General features: G+C 37.4%; 11 protein-coding genes. 8 read left to right on the top strand and 3 right to left on the bottom strand.

The annotated features are described in order from the left end of the window. Positions 1–212: 212 nt before the first annotated feature. Positions 213–1,991 carry a long-chain fatty acid--CoA ligase gene (locus tag MKJ01_RS13030; protein WP_241614531.1) on the bottom strand — a complete coding sequence of 593 codons (1,779 nt, stop codon included), beginning with the start codon at positions 1,989–1,991 and terminating at the stop codon, positions 213–215. Positions 1,992–2,266: 275 nt separating this feature from the next. On the opposite strand from MKJ01_RS13030, the gene MKJ01_RS13025 reads away from it, so the two are divergent. Next, positions 2,267–3,406 (top strand): acyl-CoA dehydrogenase family protein, encoded by a 1,140-nt coding sequence (locus MKJ01_RS13025; protein WP_241614530.1) that lies wholly within the window; start codon positions 2,267–2,269, stop codon positions 3,404–3,406. 260 nt (positions 3,407–3,666) lie between these two features. Here the strand turns inward: MKJ01_RS13025 and MKJ01_RS13020 are convergent, their stop codons facing one another. Then, positions 3,667–4,599 (bottom strand): DUF4349 domain-containing protein, encoded by a 933-nt coding sequence (locus tag MKJ01_RS13020; protein ID WP_241614529.1) that lies wholly within the window; start codon positions 4,597–4,599, stop codon positions 3,667–3,669. Between the two features lie 600 nt (positions 4,600–5,199). Between MKJ01_RS13020 and MKJ01_RS13015 the strand changes: the two genes are divergently transcribed. After that, complete coding sequence (locus tag MKJ01_RS13015; protein WP_241614528.1) at positions 5,200–7,434, top strand: reprolysin-like metallopeptidase; 2,235 nt, start codon at positions 5,200–5,202, stop codon at positions 7,432–7,434. Between the two features lie 72 nt (positions 7,435–7,506). Here the strand turns inward: MKJ01_RS13015 and MKJ01_RS13010 are convergent, their stop codons facing one another. Then, on the bottom strand, positions 7,507–9,102 hold the full coding sequence (locus MKJ01_RS13010; RefSeq protein WP_241614527.1) for a peptide chain release factor 3: 1,596 nt from the start codon (positions 9,100–9,102) through the stop codon (positions 7,507–7,509). Positions 9,103–9,297: 195 nt separating this feature from the next. On the opposite strand from MKJ01_RS13010, the gene MKJ01_RS13005 reads away from it, so the two are divergent. The 6 genes from MKJ01_RS13005 to MKJ01_RS12980 all read left to right on the top strand — a co-directional run bounded on the left by MKJ01_RS13005 (position 9,298) and on the right by MKJ01_RS12980 (position 15,737). Beyond that, the gene (locus MKJ01_RS13005; RefSeq protein WP_241614526.1) at positions 9,298–10,125 is read left to right on the top strand and encodes a CPBP family intramembrane glutamic endopeptidase; all 828 of its coding nucleotides are present in this window, start codon (positions 9,298–9,300) and stop codon (positions 10,123–10,125) included. Positions 10,126–10,172: 47 nt separating this feature from the next. Further along, on the top strand, positions 10,173–10,748 hold the full coding sequence (rdgB, locus tag MKJ01_RS13000; protein WP_241614525.1) for an RdgB/HAM1 family non-canonical purine NTP pyrophosphatase: 576 nt from the start codon (positions 10,173–10,175) through the stop codon (positions 10,746–10,748). A gap of 182 nt (positions 10,749–10,930) precedes the next feature. Beyond that, positions 10,931–11,845: a ribonuclease Z gene (locus MKJ01_RS12995; protein WP_241614524.1), complete on the top strand. Its 915-nt coding sequence runs from the start codon at positions 10,931–10,933 to the stop codon at positions 11,843–11,845. A gap of 8 nt (positions 11,846–11,853) precedes the next feature. Next, positions 11,854–12,621, top strand: coding sequence for a TIGR02757 family protein (locus tag MKJ01_RS12990; protein ID WP_241632639.1), 768 nt, complete (start codon positions 11,854–11,856; stop codon positions 12,619–12,621). Positions 12,622–12,631: 10 nt separating this feature from the next. Continuing rightward, a complete protein-coding gene (locus MKJ01_RS12985) occupies positions 12,632–13,162 on the top strand; it encodes a DUF1003 domain-containing protein (RefSeq protein ID WP_241614522.1) in 531 nt (176 codons plus the stop codon). A 199-nt stretch (positions 13,163–13,361) separates the two neighbouring features. After that, positions 13,362–15,737 (top strand): choice-of-anchor L domain-containing protein, encoded by a 2,376-nt coding sequence (locus tag MKJ01_RS12980; protein WP_241614521.1) that lies wholly within the window; start codon positions 13,362–13,364, stop codon positions 15,735–15,737. Positions 15,738–15,750: the final 13 nt, after the last annotated feature.

The raw sequence follows: 15,750 nt of genomic DNA, 5'->3' as shown, positions 1-15,750 counted from the left end.
TAGGATGAGCTATTAGGGTTCAAAAGGAAGCTTATTTAAGCTCTTTTCCGCTTTAAAATTATAAATTTATTTCAGATAAATAACAATCGTATATAACCTTATTTGTACCAAATTTAAAAGTTTCATCAATATTGTTCATTCAGAAATAGTATTTTCAATCCTGATATAACCACCATTAAAAATCCCGCTTCAAAACTGAAGCGGGATTTACTTTACTCATGATGATCATACATTCTATTATAAAGATCGATAAACTTTTCTTTAATGGCTTTTCTTTTCAGTTTCAGCGTAGGCGTCAATAGTCCGGTATCAACGCTCCATACTTCCGGTGTCAGTTCTATTTTCTTGATCTGTTCCCAGTTGCCGAGATGTTCGTTGATTCCTTCAATTTCTTTTTTGATTCTCTCTTTAAGCTCAGGGCTTTTCGCAATTTCCTGAGGAGTAGAGCCGATGTTGAGGTTATTTCTCATGGCCCAGTTTTTAGCAAATTCAAAATCGGGCTGTACAAAGGCACAGGGCATTTTTTCACCATCGCCTACCACCATAATCTGTTCGATGAACTTGGACGCTTTGGCTAAATTTTCTATGGTTTGTGGTGCAATGTATTTTCCTCCGGAAGTTTTGAACATTTCTTTTTTACGGTCCGTAATCTGTAAAAACCCGTCACTGTCAAGATGCCCGATATCTCCGGTTTTGAAAAACCCGTCTTCCGTAAAGGTTTCTTTAGTCTGCTCGTCATTTTTAAAATAACCTTTAAAAATGGAAGGGCCTTTTACAGTAATTTCACCGTCTTCCTGGATTTTTACCTGTAGGTTATCCAAAGGAAGGCCAACAGTTCCGACCTTCATTTTATCAAAAGAATTAACAGAAATAACAGGTGAAGTTTCCGTTAGTCCGTAACCTTCAAGAATAGGAATACCTGCATTTTGAAACATTAGGCTGAGCCTTGTAGATAATGCGGCAGAACCTGAAACCAATGTGATGATTTCACCTCCTAAACCTTCTCTCCATTTTTTGAAGACCAGCTTATCAGCAATAATTTCCTGTAAGCCCGATGGTTTTGAAATGGTTTTCTTTTTGGAAATCAGGTTCAATGCCCAGAAAAATATTTTTTGTTTCAAACCTCCTGCTGATGAACCGGTAGCATAAATCTTATCATAAACCTTCTCTACCAGCCTTGGTACCACACTCATATAATGAGGTTTCACTTCTTTTACGTTTTCTCCCATCTTATCAATGCTTTCCGCAAAATAAATCGAAAACCCGTTGTATTGGAAAAGATAGAAAAGCATTCTTTCAAAAATGTGGCAGATAGGCAGGAAGCTCAAGACTCTTGTGTCTTTATAATCTAGGCTTTTTTTCTTGGGAATTCTCGGAACGGAACCTAAAACATTGGAAACAATGTTATGATGGGTTAGCATCACGCCTTTCGGCTTGCCTGTAGTTCCGGAAGTATAAATAATTGTTGCCAGATCTTCAGCATTGATGGCATTTGACAGATCTTCAACTTCAATCTGGGTGGAATCATCCTCGCCAAGATCCAGAATCTCTTTCCAGTTAGCAGCACCGCTGATTTGGTCGAAAGTAAAAATCCCCTGGAGAGATACGATGTTATGCTTTACTTTCATCACCTTCTGTAAAAGATCCTTATCAGAAACAAAACAGTATTTAATTTCAGCATTGGTAAAGATGAATTCGTAATCTTCAGGTGAAATATTGGGATATACTGGTACAGAGACCACTCCGATCTGCGAAAGACCAAGATCCATGATCGCCCATTCCGTACGTGAATTGGTAGTAATCATAGCAATTTTATCACCGGGCTTAATACCCAGCTTTAGAAGGCCTCTTGATATTTTATTCGCTTCATTGATAAATTCCTGAGTAGAGGTTTTTTTCCACTCGCCCTGATATTTTGTAACGAACATATCCGATTTAGGATATTTCTCCAAGGCATAATGTGGTATATCGAATAATCTTTTAATGGTCATGATCTTTTAAAATAATAGTTAAGGATTTTAAATATAAGCATTTTTTTCAATTGTGAGGGTGAAAATTGAAAATTAGTATATTGTAATATATAGGCCTGCTCAGTAGGATGCTTAATATTGGTGTTGACTGTATTTTAACAATATCTCAATCTATTTTATAATCTGTTGAATTTCGTTTAATCGTTGATTTTCAGAATTTAATGAGAGGCCCTTAATTCTATTTTCAGGTTTCATCAAAAAGTGTAAATTAGCGACCATCTAATTATTCAATTTTTATGGACTTTAATTTATCCGAAGAACAGCTGATGATTCAGCAGGCAGCAAGGGATTTTGCACAAAACGAACTATTACCCGGAGTAATAGAAAGAGACCGCGATCAAAAATTTCCCGCAGAGCAGGTAAAGAAAATGGGGGAAATGGGCCTATTGGGAATGATGGTGGACCCTCAGTATGGCGGAGCAGGAATGGACAGTGTTTCTTATGTTCTTGCGATGGAAGAGATTGCAAAAATTGATGCTTCTGCAGCAGTTGTTATGTCCGTAAATAATTCATTGGTATGTGCAGGTCTTGAAAAATTTGCTTCTGAAGAGCAAAAAGTAAAATATCTCACGCCTCTTGCCAGCGGCCAGGTAATCGGAGCATTTGCATTATCAGAGCCTGAAGCAGGTTCTGATGCAACTTCACAGAAAACCACTGCTGAAGATAAAGGAGATTATTATCTTTTGAACGGAATTAAAAACTGGATCACCAACGGTGGAACAGCAACCTATTATATTGTTATTGCACAGACGGATCCTGAGAAAAAACATAAAGGGATTAATGCCTTTATCGTGGAAAGAGGCTGGGAAGGTTTTGAAATCGGATTGAAAGAGGATAAATTAGGAATCAGAGGAAGTGATACTCATTCTTTAATCTTTAACAATGTAAAAGTGCCGAAGGAAAACAGAATCGGGGAAGACGGTTTTGGATTTAATTTTGCGATGGCTGTTTTAAACGGAGGAAGAATAGGTATTGCCTCCCAGGCTTTGGGGATTGCTTCAGGAGCTTACGAACTGGCTTTGAAATATGCTAAAACGAGAAAAGCATTCAAAACTGAAATCATAAACCACCAGGCCATTGCATTTAAGTTAGCAGATATGGCAACCCAGATTACGGCAGCAAGAATGCTTTGCTTTAAGGCAGCGGTAGAAAAAGATGCAGGAAAAGATATTTCCGAGAGCGGGGCAATGGCTAAACTATATTCTTCTCAGGTAGCGATGGATACCACAATTGAAGCGGTGCAGATTCATGGCGGATATGGGTATGTGAAAGAATATCATGTAGAAAGAATGATGAGGGATGCCAAAATTACCCAGATCTATGAAGGAACTTCTGAAATTCAGAAGATCGTTATTTCCAGAAGTATTGCAAAGTAATTACTTGTTATACACAAATAGCAAAAGGCTCTCAAATTGAGAGCCTTTTTACTTCACACGAACCACAAAATATTAATAATATATCTTTTTATTTTATTTTGAACAGGCATTTCTGTTATTTAGATGGTATTTTCCTGCCAGAGTTAAATTCTTATTTTGAATAAAGTGATAATGTAAAATTAGAAATAATAATTTTTCAGAAAACGGGATTTTCATTAAAATATTATTAAAATAAGCTGATTAGTTTAATCATTTCAAAATTAATCCTGATCATTATTTGTTATATTCTTAGTTTTTCTTTTATAAAAATAATACCCTGCTCCTGCGATTAAGAATAGCGGCCATAGCGGAAGAATGAACAGGAATATCGACGTAATGACGTTCCACCCTGAAGAAACAGCCGCAAAAGATTTTTCACCAAAAGTTTCAGTTTTTTTATTTTCAGATAGGTTTGCATCTTTTCCGTAAAGCGTGATGTCAATTTCGCACATTGTATTTTGAATAAAATCCTGCCCCGAAAGTTCAACACTTTTACTTTCAACCTTTCCAATATTGTGGCTGAGATCATCCATCAGGTAATCAAATTTCTGAATTGGAATTTTAATTTTTAGATAGGCTGTTTTATAATCATTGTTGTTTAACGAAATATTTTCGCTTCTTACCAGTCCGTCATATTTTTCAACCTGTTCTTTTACCATTTCTTTTGCTGTGTCCGCATCCTCTACGGTCAGTTCCAGTACTCCGGTTTTTAGGAGTTTATTCTTTAGGATATTCAGTTCATTATTTTCTTTTTTAGGTTTGTCTTTATAAACGATTCTGGTCTCCCTGATTACTTTCGGAGCGGGAACATTAACGATGATTTTTTCACTTTTTTTTACAGAATCTTTCTTCTCGGCTTTTGTCTCCAGCCTTACCGATGATATTTTATCAGATAAAGAGTCTGCTATTTTAGATGTGCTTTCCATCTTGTCTTTCACATCATTCTTAATATTTTCAAACTCCTTGATTCTTACATTTGCAGAATCAAGAGCAGCATTTGCCTGATCATCCACCTGCCTGATTTTTTCAGATGCTGCAGAAACCGTACTGTCGGCTGAATTTAGAGTATTTTCCAATCCGGATGCGGTGGCTTCTCCTTTTTTACACATGATGCACGATACTGATACCGTTAATGCTAATAAAAACTTTTTCATAATGTTAATTTTAATGAAGTAAAATTAGGAGGGAAGCTTTTGTAAAGACTGTAAAAGGGATGTATTGTGCTGGTAAATGTGTAATCATTTGAAAAATAATGTTTTAATTTTATTTTACAATTATTTTACAAAAGGTTAGCTAAATTTTTTAAATAGATAATTCGGTTCTATGTTATATTTTTTGCAAATGTTTTTATTTTACATGGATCATTTATCATATATGATAAAGTAAAGAGCTATTAAGATTATTCTATAAAATAATTTCTAATATTTAATGTACTCAGGAAGTTTAACGCATATAATCTGGAAAATCTGGAAAAGTAAGTGGGATATATTAAAAAGATAATCTTTTAAATTTTATCACACTGCAACACTAGAATCAAGCAGATTTCTGATTTGCTTTTATGTAAGAAATAATGCGATTTGCATACTACATAACATCTGGGTTAAGTACTTATTTGCAATTTATGAATTTGTATCTGTCTTTTTTATATATTTGCTAATTGTGAATCATGGTATGTGATTTCATTATGTAAGGAGTATCATTTCATCATGGTATACTTGATAAAATGAATTTACAGCGAAAATTAAAAACATTATATGAATATTAAAAAACTACTTTATTTGGGGATATTTATTTTATCCTTTTCTTCAGGCAAAGCGCAGGATTTTTTCAGGATAACCAATGAAAAATCTATCAAAGCAGAGCCTGGAAACAGAACGGTTCAGCCTGAAAAGTTTCTTACATATACTTTGGATGTGGCCGGAATGAAAAGCTATTTTAACTCAGTTCCTGAACTGAGGGACAGTGATCCCAAAGATCAGGCTCCCGTTATCGTCCTACCTATGCCTGATGGAACAAAAGCAAAATTCAGAATCTGGAAATCTTCAGTAATGGCTCCGGAATTGGCTCATCAGTTTCCCCAGTTGGTTACCTTTACGGGGCAAGGAATTGATGACCGATATGCGACCCTAAAAATGGATTTTACGGAATTGGGGTTTCATGCTCAGATAAAATCGGTGGTAACAGGTGATTTGTATATTGATCCGTATGCAAAGAATGCTATTGATAATTATATTATCTATAAAAAAGAGGATTTAATAAACAAAACCCCGAGAACTTGCGGAACGAAGGACGACGAATCTGAGTCAGAAAACAAAAACGTTCAAAAAACGGTTACTCCAAGCGTAGGAACCCAGATTAGAGTTTTTCGTTTTGTAGTTGCCTGTACAGGTGAATATGCGCAGGCTGCAACAGGATTGTCTTCTCCTACAGTGGCACAAACTTTATCAGCAATTGTAACCTCTGTAAACAGAGTGAATGGAGTGTACGAACAGGAAGTAGCAGTAAGGCTTATATTAGTAGCTAATGAAACTTCTGTTATCTTTACAAATCCTGCTACAGATCCTTTTAACGGTAATGACGATGCCGGTACATTAATTGATGAAAGCCAGGAACAGATTGATGCCATCATAGGAACTGCTAATTACGATATCGGGCATACGTTCAGTACGGGCGGTGGGGGCTTAGCCGGTTTGGGTGTTATATGTAATGCTTCAGGCAAGGCTAGTGGTATTACCGGTTCGCCAAATCCTGTAGGTGATCCTTATGATATTGATTATGTAGCGCATGAAGTAGGGCATCAGTTTGGAGGGCCGCATACTTTTAATGCCACTACAGTTAACTGTGGAGGGGGAAATCGTAATGCTGCTACTGCTGTAGAGCCAGGAAGCGGAATCACCATTATGGCTTACGCCGGTATTTGTGGCGGTACCAATAATTTGGCAGCAAACAGTATTGCCATTTTCCACACCCGTTCATTTCAGTCTATTACAACAAAAGTTCAATCGACAAGCTGCCAGGTTACTACTCCTGTTCCCAATACGGCTCCTGTTGTAAATGCGGGGAATGATTACACAATACCTAAAAGCACACCTTTTAGATTAACCGGCTCTGCAACAGATGCTGAAAACAGCGGGTTAACCTATTGCTGGGAGCAAAATGATACAGGTCCGGCAGGAAACTGGAATGCTGCGACTGGAAATGCCCCTCTGTTCAGATCATTTTTACCCGTAACCGTTCCTTACAGATATTTCCCAAGACTTACAAGTGTTATCAATAATACGGTATCCAAAGGGGAAGTTTTACCTTCATACGGAAGAACTATGCAATTCAGACTGACCGTGAGAGACAACAATGCGGGTTGTGCAGGTGTTGCCAATGATGACGCGGCAATTACGGTTGACGGTAATTCAGGACCGTTTATCGTTACGGCCCCCGCCACAGCTGTTAACTGGACTGGTAATACGACCCAAACAATAACATGGAATGTTGCCAATACAACCGCTGCTCCGGTCAATTGTGCCAATGTAAGTATTTTGCTTTCTACTGATGGAGGTCTAACGTATCCGACTACTATTGTTGCGTCTACTCCAAACGATGGTTCGGAAGTGGTTACCCTTCCAAATGTGAGTACAACACAGGCCCGAATTATGGTGGCAGGAGTAGGAAATGTATTTTACAATATCAATCCTGTTAATTTTACCATTACCCAGACATTGGCTGTTGATGAAGTAAATGGAAGCAAAGACGTATTTGTAGTATATCCTAATCCGAGCAAAGGAATTCTGAATGTTAAATTTGGCAGACAAAATGATAATTATGACATTGCTGTCCATGATGTAAGCGGCAGATTGGTATTTAGCAGATCGAATAATAAATTAGATCATGAAAAAGTGGGAACATTTAATTTGACTCATTTAATTAAAGGAGATTATCTGGTTACTGTTAAAGCTAAGGATATTAACAAAACAATTAAATGGATTAAGGAATAACGAAGTTCAGTTATCGTACATAATAAAATAGACCGTTCATATAGAACGGTCTATTTTTATATTACATTATATCTAGTTTTGTTTAAACTCACTGATGAAATGAAGTTTTACATTCGGGAACTTCTCCTGCGTCATGTGAATTGTAAACGATGAATCTGCCAGGAATACCAGTTGGTTATATTTATCCCTGGCCAGGAACCGTTGCTTTAATCTTGCAAACTCTTTAAATTCCTCTGATTTCTCATCCGCTTCCACCCAACAGGCTTTATGCATTGAAAGAGGCTCATATGTACATTTTGCACCATATTCGTGCTCTAGGCGGTACTGGATCACTTCGTACTGAAGTGCGCCGACTGTTCCGATAATTTTCCTGTTATTCATTTCCAGTGTAAACAGCTGGGCAACTCCTTCATCCATGAGCTGGTCGATACCTTTGGCCAGTTGTTTTGCTTTCAACGGGTCATTGTTATTAATGTATCTGAAATGTTCCGGAGAGAAACTCGGGATTCCTTTAAAGCTTAACTTTTCACCGCCTGTAAGTGTATCACCAATTCTGAAGCTTCCTGTATCATGAAGGCCTATAATATCTCCCGGGAAACTTTCATCCACCACTTCTTTTTTGTCTGCGAAAAAGGCATTTGGAGAAGAGAACTTCATTTTCTTGCCTTCTCTTACCAACAGGTAATTCTCATTTCTTTTAAAAGTCCCGGAAACAATTTTAACGAACGCCAGCCTGTCTCTGTGTTTAGGATCCATATTCGCATGGATTTTAAAAACAAATCCTGTGAAAGTATTTTCTTCAGGCTTTACCAAACGGGTATCGCTTTCTTTGGGCTGCGGTATCGGAGCGATATCGATAAATGCATCAAGCAATTCCCGAACTCCGAAATTATTAAGGGCCGAACCGAAAAATACCGGCTGTAAATCGCCTTTCATATAATCATCCCGGTTAAACTCAGGATAAACAGATTGTACAAGATCCAGTTCTTCCCTTAATGTATGGGCTGCTTTTTCACCTATTATTTCATCAATGGAAGAGTCATTAATGTTATCAAATTTAATTGCTTCCCCGACTTTCTGCTTTTTTTCTTCTAAAAACAACTGGATATTATCTTCCCAGATGTTATAGATTCCCTGGAAATCGCTTCCCATACCGATCGGCAGAGAAAGCGGGCAAACCGTTAATCCTAATTTCTGCTCAACCTCATCCAGCAGGTCAAATGCATCTTTCCCTTCGCGGTCCAGTTTGTTGATGAAGACCAGCATCGGGATGTTTCTCATCCTGCATACCTGAACCAGTTTTTCAGTCTGTTCCTCTACTCCTTTGGCAACATCTATCACTACGATAACGGAGTCAACGGCAGTCAATGTTCTGTAAGTATCTTCGGCAAAATCCTTGTGACCCGGAGTATCCAGGATATTGATTTTGTGACCTCTGTATTCAAATGCCAGTACTGAAGTTGCTACCGAGATTCCCCTTTGTCTTTCAATTTCCATGAAATCGGAGGTCGCTCCTTTTTTTATCTTGTTGGATTTTACTGCACCCGCTTCCTGGATTGCACCTCCGAAAAGCAGTAGTTTTTCCGTAAGGGTGGTTTTCCCAGCATCAGGGTGAGAGATAATCCCGAAAGTTTTTCTTTTCTCTATTTCTTTGATTAAGTCTGACATATTGTATTTTGAAGTTGCAAAAATCGTGATTTTTAATGGAAATTAAAAATCAAATTGTCCGGTTTGAAATTTTAGCATCATGTTAAGCCGTTAAAGACCAACAGGTATTGATTGCTTAAGGATTCACCAATGACTTATGTAGAGCCAATAGGACAAAATACTTATATTTGTCGCTATTAATTTTAACTGAAAATAATGGAGAGCAGATATCCTAAATTTACCTTTACATGGATTGGAGGCATTGTTTTGCTGGCAGGATTATTTACCGGAACAATGATTACTTCACTTTTTAATGTTTTCTGGATGTTTATTTTTAAGGAGAGCCTTCAGTATAAAGATTGGTTTTTCATGCTTGCCAATGCCTCGGGATTCTTGGTGGCAATCGCTTTTTTTGATTTCTTTATCGTAAGGCAGACCACGGGTAAGAAGCTTAATTTTAATTTTTCTCCGACTAACTTTTACACGTATCTGCTGATTTTTCCTATGATGGCCGGGATGATGTTTATTGCAGAATTTATTGCAGCGCAGATTCCTACAACAGGACCTTTCTTTGGAAAATATTATGAATTTTTCACCAGATTAATGGAGCAGCTGACTGATGATCCTGTTGTTATGATTATTACGGCAGTGATCTGTGCACCGATTTTTGAAGAAATTATTTTCAGGGGAATTATCCAGAAAGGATTGATCAATAAAGGGGTTAAACCATGGAAAGCTATTGTTTCGGCATCTGTTATTTTCGGGCTCGTTCATGCGAATCCATGGCAGTTTGTAGGAGCCGTTTTATTAGGCTGTGTACTGGGACTGGTATATGAAAAAACCAAATCACTATTGCTGCCGATGCTGCTTCACGGTTTTAATAATCTATGTTCCACATTACTGATTACCTATACCAAAAAGGAAAGTTTTGCAGAAGCCTTTCAAGTTTCAGAGTGGATAATACTGGCAGTAGGAATCGTACTTTTTTCGCTGTTTTGTTATTTATTCATGACCAAATACAAAGTGCATTATAACGAAATCTGAGTTCAGGCATTCTTTGTGCTTTAGAATAAAATAAAATTTATAACAAAATGGAGTTACTTGTCGCTACCCACAACATAAATAAAAAAGAAGAAATCCAGCAGATCCTGGGTGAAGGTTTTGTCATAAAAAGCCTTACCGATTATAATATTCATGAAGAAATTGTGGAAGACGGCGATTCTTTTAATGCCAACGCATTAATTAAAGCCAAATACTGCTTTGAAAAAACGGGAATTCCCAGTCTTGGTGATGACAGTGGCCTGGTGGTTGAAGCTTTGAATGGAAGACCGGGAATTTTTTCAGCACGGTATGCAGGCGATCATGATTTTGCAAAGAATATCGAAAAAGTATTAAGTGAAATGGAAGGCATGCAGAACCGAAAGGCTTATTTTATTACCGTTTTATGTTACTATGATGAAAACGGAGCAAAATATTTTGACGGAAGGGTTCATGGGAATCTGTTGGAAGAGAATAAAGGTTTTAAAGGTTTCGGGTATGATCCGGTTTTTGTTCCTGAAGGTCATACCAGGACATTTGCAGAAATGAATCCCGAAGATAAAAATAAAATCAGCCACAGAAAGCAGGCTTTGGATCTTTTCCTGGATTTTTTGAAAGTTAAAAATTAATACCGAATATTCATAGGGAGATGTCCTAAATGTTATTAGGACTGAAATTGATTATTCAACTTTAATCTTTTAAAGAATAAATATCACAGCCTGGCTTTTTATTTGTTTTCCTAATACGAATCTAAGGTAAATTTAACTTCAGATTTTCTGTCGTACATTTGTCTTTATAATAAACTATTGATTTGAGTACTTATTTAACAATATTAGGCTTTAATTCAGCAATTCCTACTGTAAACTCTTCTCCTACCGCACAGTTTCTGGAAATGGAAGAACGGTCTTTTCTGATTGATTGCGGAGAAGGGACACAGGTGCAGCTGAGAAAGGCAAAAGCAAAATTTTCTAGAATTAATCATATTTTCATTTCACATCTTCATGGGGACCACTGTTTCGGATTGCCGGGATTAATTGCTTCTTTCCGGCTGCTCGGGAGAGAAAATCCGTTACACGTCTATGGACCGAAAGGTATTAAAAAGATGCTGGAAACCATCTTTACCATTACGGAAACCCATCGCGGGTTTGAAGTGGTGTATCATGAGCTGGATAAAACTGAATCTGAAAAAATTTATGAAGACAATAGGGTAGAGGTGTACACAATTCCTCTGGATCACAGGATTTACTGCAATGGGTATCTGTTTAAAGAAAAACCGAAAGACAGGCATCTTAATATAAAGGAGATTGCAAAGTATGATGAAATAGAAACCTGTGATTACCATAATATCAAAGCAGGAAAAGATTTTGTTTTAAGTGATGGATATATTCTTAAAAATGAAATCCTCACTACCGGACCTGCGCCGTCTGTTTCTTATGCATTCTGCAGTGATACCCGGTATCTTGAAAATGTAATTCCCATTATTAAAAATGTAACGGTTCTGTATCATGAATCCACCTTTCTGCATGACCTGAAGGAAATGGCGGATTATACAGGCCATACAACAGCGCTGGAAGCGGCAACAATTGCCCAAAAAGCAAAGGTGGGAAAACTTATTTTAGGACATTTTTCCAACAGGTATGGAGATTTAACGGTATTTACAGATGAAGCCAGAACGGTTTTTCCGAATACTTTTTTACCGAAGGCCCTGGAGCCTGTGAAAATTTAATAATGATGTTGAAGTTTGAAGAATTAAGAATATTCTTAGATGAAAAAGCTGATCAGTACAACTGTCCTGACTTTATTGAAAATGACCCGATACAGATTCCACACCGTTTTTCTCTGAAGCAGGATATTGAAATTGCCGGATTCCTTGCGGCCACCATTTCATGGGGAAACAGAAAAGCCATTATAAAATCCGCAGAGAAAATGCTTGAAATCATGGGCAATTCACCATTTGATTTTGTAATGAATCATTCTGAAAAAGATCTGCAGGAAATTCAGGCGAAAAGTATTCACAGAACTTTTAATGGTGAAGATTTTGTATATTTTATAAAACAATTTAATAGAATATACACGGAAAACGAAAGTCTGGAAAAATTATTTGAAATAAATGAGTCTGAAACTAATTTCATTCACGCTATAGAAAGATTCAGAAGTCAGTTTTTAGGTACTGAAAAACACAGGAGTCATAAGCATGTAAGTTCACCATATAAAAATTCTTCCACCAAAAGAATCATAATGTTTCTTCGCTGGATGGTGCGTAAAGACAGGCGCGGTGTAGATTTTGGCATCTGGGGGAATATAAATCCGAGGTACTTGTCTATCCCGCTGGACGTGCATACGGGAAATATTTCAAGAAAACTGGGGTTAATTTCAAGAACCCAGAATGACTGGAAAACAGTAGAGGAACTGGATCAGGTGATCAGGAAGTTTGATGATAAAGATCCTGCAAAGTATGATTTTGCGTTGTTTGGCCTGGGAGTCACTAAAGAAATACTATAAAATAAACACTATGGAAAAACACGAAGAAAAAACAGCGGTTTTAGAGAGAATTGCCAACGGCATTACCTGGTGGATAGGCTCTATTCCGTCATTAATTGCCCATACTCTGTTTTTTATGATTTCATTTTTGCTGCCATTGCTTCATATTGTGGAATTTGATAAAATGTTGTTGATCCTTACGACAGTGGTTTCTCTTGAAGCTATTTATTTGGCTATTTTTATTCAGATGTCTGTCAATAAAAGCCACGAGAAAATTGAAGATATCCAGGAAGATATTGAAGATATTCAGGAAGACATTGAAGAAATCAGTGAAGATATTGAGGAGATCAGTGAAGATATTGAAGAGATTACTGAAGATATTGAAGATATTCAGGAAGATATTGAAGAAATTAACGAGGATGAAGATGATGAGGATCACAGCGAAAGAGCAAAAAATGTAATGCTTAAAAGCAATGTGAGCTCAAATAAAAATGAAATAAAGGCTTTAAAAGATAAAATTGAAGAACTTCAGAATAAAATAGACGAGCTTATAAAAGAATGATAATACAGTATCTATATGCATTTAAATTGATAAATAATTCACTAATGAAGTTATTTTTTTATTAGTGTTTCTCCTTAATGCAGATATATTATCTGATATTTGTGAATATTCACAATAAATTAATTTTTTCATTGAAATATCCGCTATTTTTATTTAATTCTAATTCAAAATTTAGTATTTTTGGACAAACAACAAAAAAATGTTAAATTATAGACTGAAAAACTACTTCTTATTTTTAGTGTTACTTTTAATTTCAGGATCTGCATCGGCACAGATTGCTTCCAGAAAAAACGGGAAAGTAAAACTAACATCTGAAAGTATGAAGGCCGGGGCATTTATTGATGTAAATACTGCATCTTATCCGGAGTCAGGCCTTACTATCCAACAGTTGGTGCAGCAGGTTCTTATTAACGGACAATCCAGTTGTGCAACGCCAAGTGTAACCAATGTAACCATAAGTCCCAACCAGGCAGTAACTGAAGATAACAGGTTTTGGGGGTATTTTAATAAAGCAACCACAAATTTCCCTTTTGCTAATGGGATTGTTTTAACAACCGGTTATGCCCGGGAAGCCGGTAATTCAGCGATATCCGACAATTTACACGGGACAATTTCGCAAAACGGCGATGCTGATCTTGCAGCAGCTACCGGAACTAATATTATAAATCAGCGTGATGCCGTAGCATTGGAATTTGATTTTATTCCAAATTCCAATCAGGTGAAATTTAACTATATTTTCGCATCAGAAGAATATACAAGTGGGTACCCTTGTAATTATTCAGATGCGTTTGCTCTCCTCATTAAACCGGTAGCCGGCGGTCCTTACACCAATGTTGCCATCCTTCCCGGAACTGCAGGTGCTGTTAGTGTTACTAATATACGACCGGATAATCAGTTTGACGGTGATCCACTTGTATGTGGCGCTTTAAATCCTACCTATTTTGCAGGATATAATACAACGAGTATCGAGACCAATTTTAACGGAAGGGTTGTGCCTTTGACGGCAATTGCCGATGTAACTCCTGGAGTTGCGTATCATTTTAAAATGGTATTATCAGATTATAATGACCAGACATTAGATTCCGCTGTTTTTCTTGAAGGAGGATCTTTTGACATCGGGATCAAAATTGTAGATGCCAATGGAGTGGTTTTGCCGGATACGGTAAATATGTGTGATAATACCCCTCAGGTTTTAACGGCACAGCTTACAGTAGTTCCTGGAATGACTTTTCAGTGGTATAAAGACGGTGCGGCGATCAATGGGGCAACAAATGTTTCTTACACCGCCACCTCACCGGGTTCTTATGAAGTGAAAGTGGCTGTTCCCGGAAATCAGTGTCCGGCATCTGCAGTTATTACGATCGTAGGAGGAACAACGCCTCCTGCCCAGAATGCTACCTTAAAGCTTTGTACAACTCCTTCTGTGTCTACATTTAATCTAAACGATGCAACCCCTTTGATTACTACCTCTGCCACCGCTGTAGTGCGTTATTATATTAATCAGGCCGATGCCGTTGCACAAAACGGAAACTATATTGCTCCGGGACTTTTAAACAGTTATAATGGCACGGATGGTCAGGTTTTATATGTTGTTGTTTCGAACGGTGCTTTTTGTAGTAAAATGGTAACATTAACTTTAAAAAAGGAAGCCACTCCTGTAGCACAACTTACCGCAACAAAAGTAAAAATCTGTGTAGGAGAATCAACTACTTTAACTGCTGCCAACGGAGTAACGTACCAATGGACAGGATTGCCTTGGACTGATGCTGTACATAACGTATCACCCACACAAACCACTACATATTCAGTGTATGCCATCGGAGCACAGGGATGTAAATCTTTACAGCCTGCAACTTTAACAGTGGAAGTGGTTCCTGCTATTACTTCAAATCTTACAGGAGGATTCATCTGTGTAGGTGATCAGATTACTCTTGATGCCGGAACAGGGCCAAACTATACGTATTTATGGAATACAGGAGATACATCACAAACCATATCGGTAGGAACGCCTGGAACCTATTCGGTGACGATCAGTAACGGCGTTTGTTCAAAAGTATTTACCACGCAGGTTATTCAGGCTGTTATCCCTGAAATCATTAATGTAAATTACAATGAAAACGGAACCATGGTTCTGACGGCAAGCAATCCGAGCAACGGACTTCTGGAATATTCAATAGATAACGGATTGACATGGCAGAATTCGAATACCTTCTCCAATGTGCCGAGAAATATCGTTGTATCCATCAGGGTAAGGGTGAGAAAGACAAGCTGTGTGGGATCTTTGGAATATTTTACATTTATTATGCAGAATGTCATTACGCCGAACGGAGATAACATCAATGACATAATTGATTTCAGAGGAATTATTAAAAATAAAGATTTCAAAGCTTCTGTTTTTGACCGTTATGGAAAAGAGGTGTATAAAGCCAGCAACTTGCAGCCATATTGGGACGGATACTTCCAGGGAAAACGACTGCCTACCGCATCTTACTGGTATCAGATAACTTTTGAAGATCCGGCCAGCAAGAAACCTACCTTAAAAACAGGTTGGATATTGCTGAAGAATATCGAATAGGAAAATTTTAATA

Source organism: Chryseobacterium sp. SSA4.19, from assembly GCF_022601875.1.
In the GTDB taxonomy this organism is placed as follows: Bacteria; Bacteroidota; Bacteroidia; order Flavobacteriales; family Weeksellaceae; genus Chryseobacterium.
The sequence above is the reverse complement of the archived record's forward strand: the minus strand, read 5'-3'. Positions and strand labels throughout refer to the sequence as shown.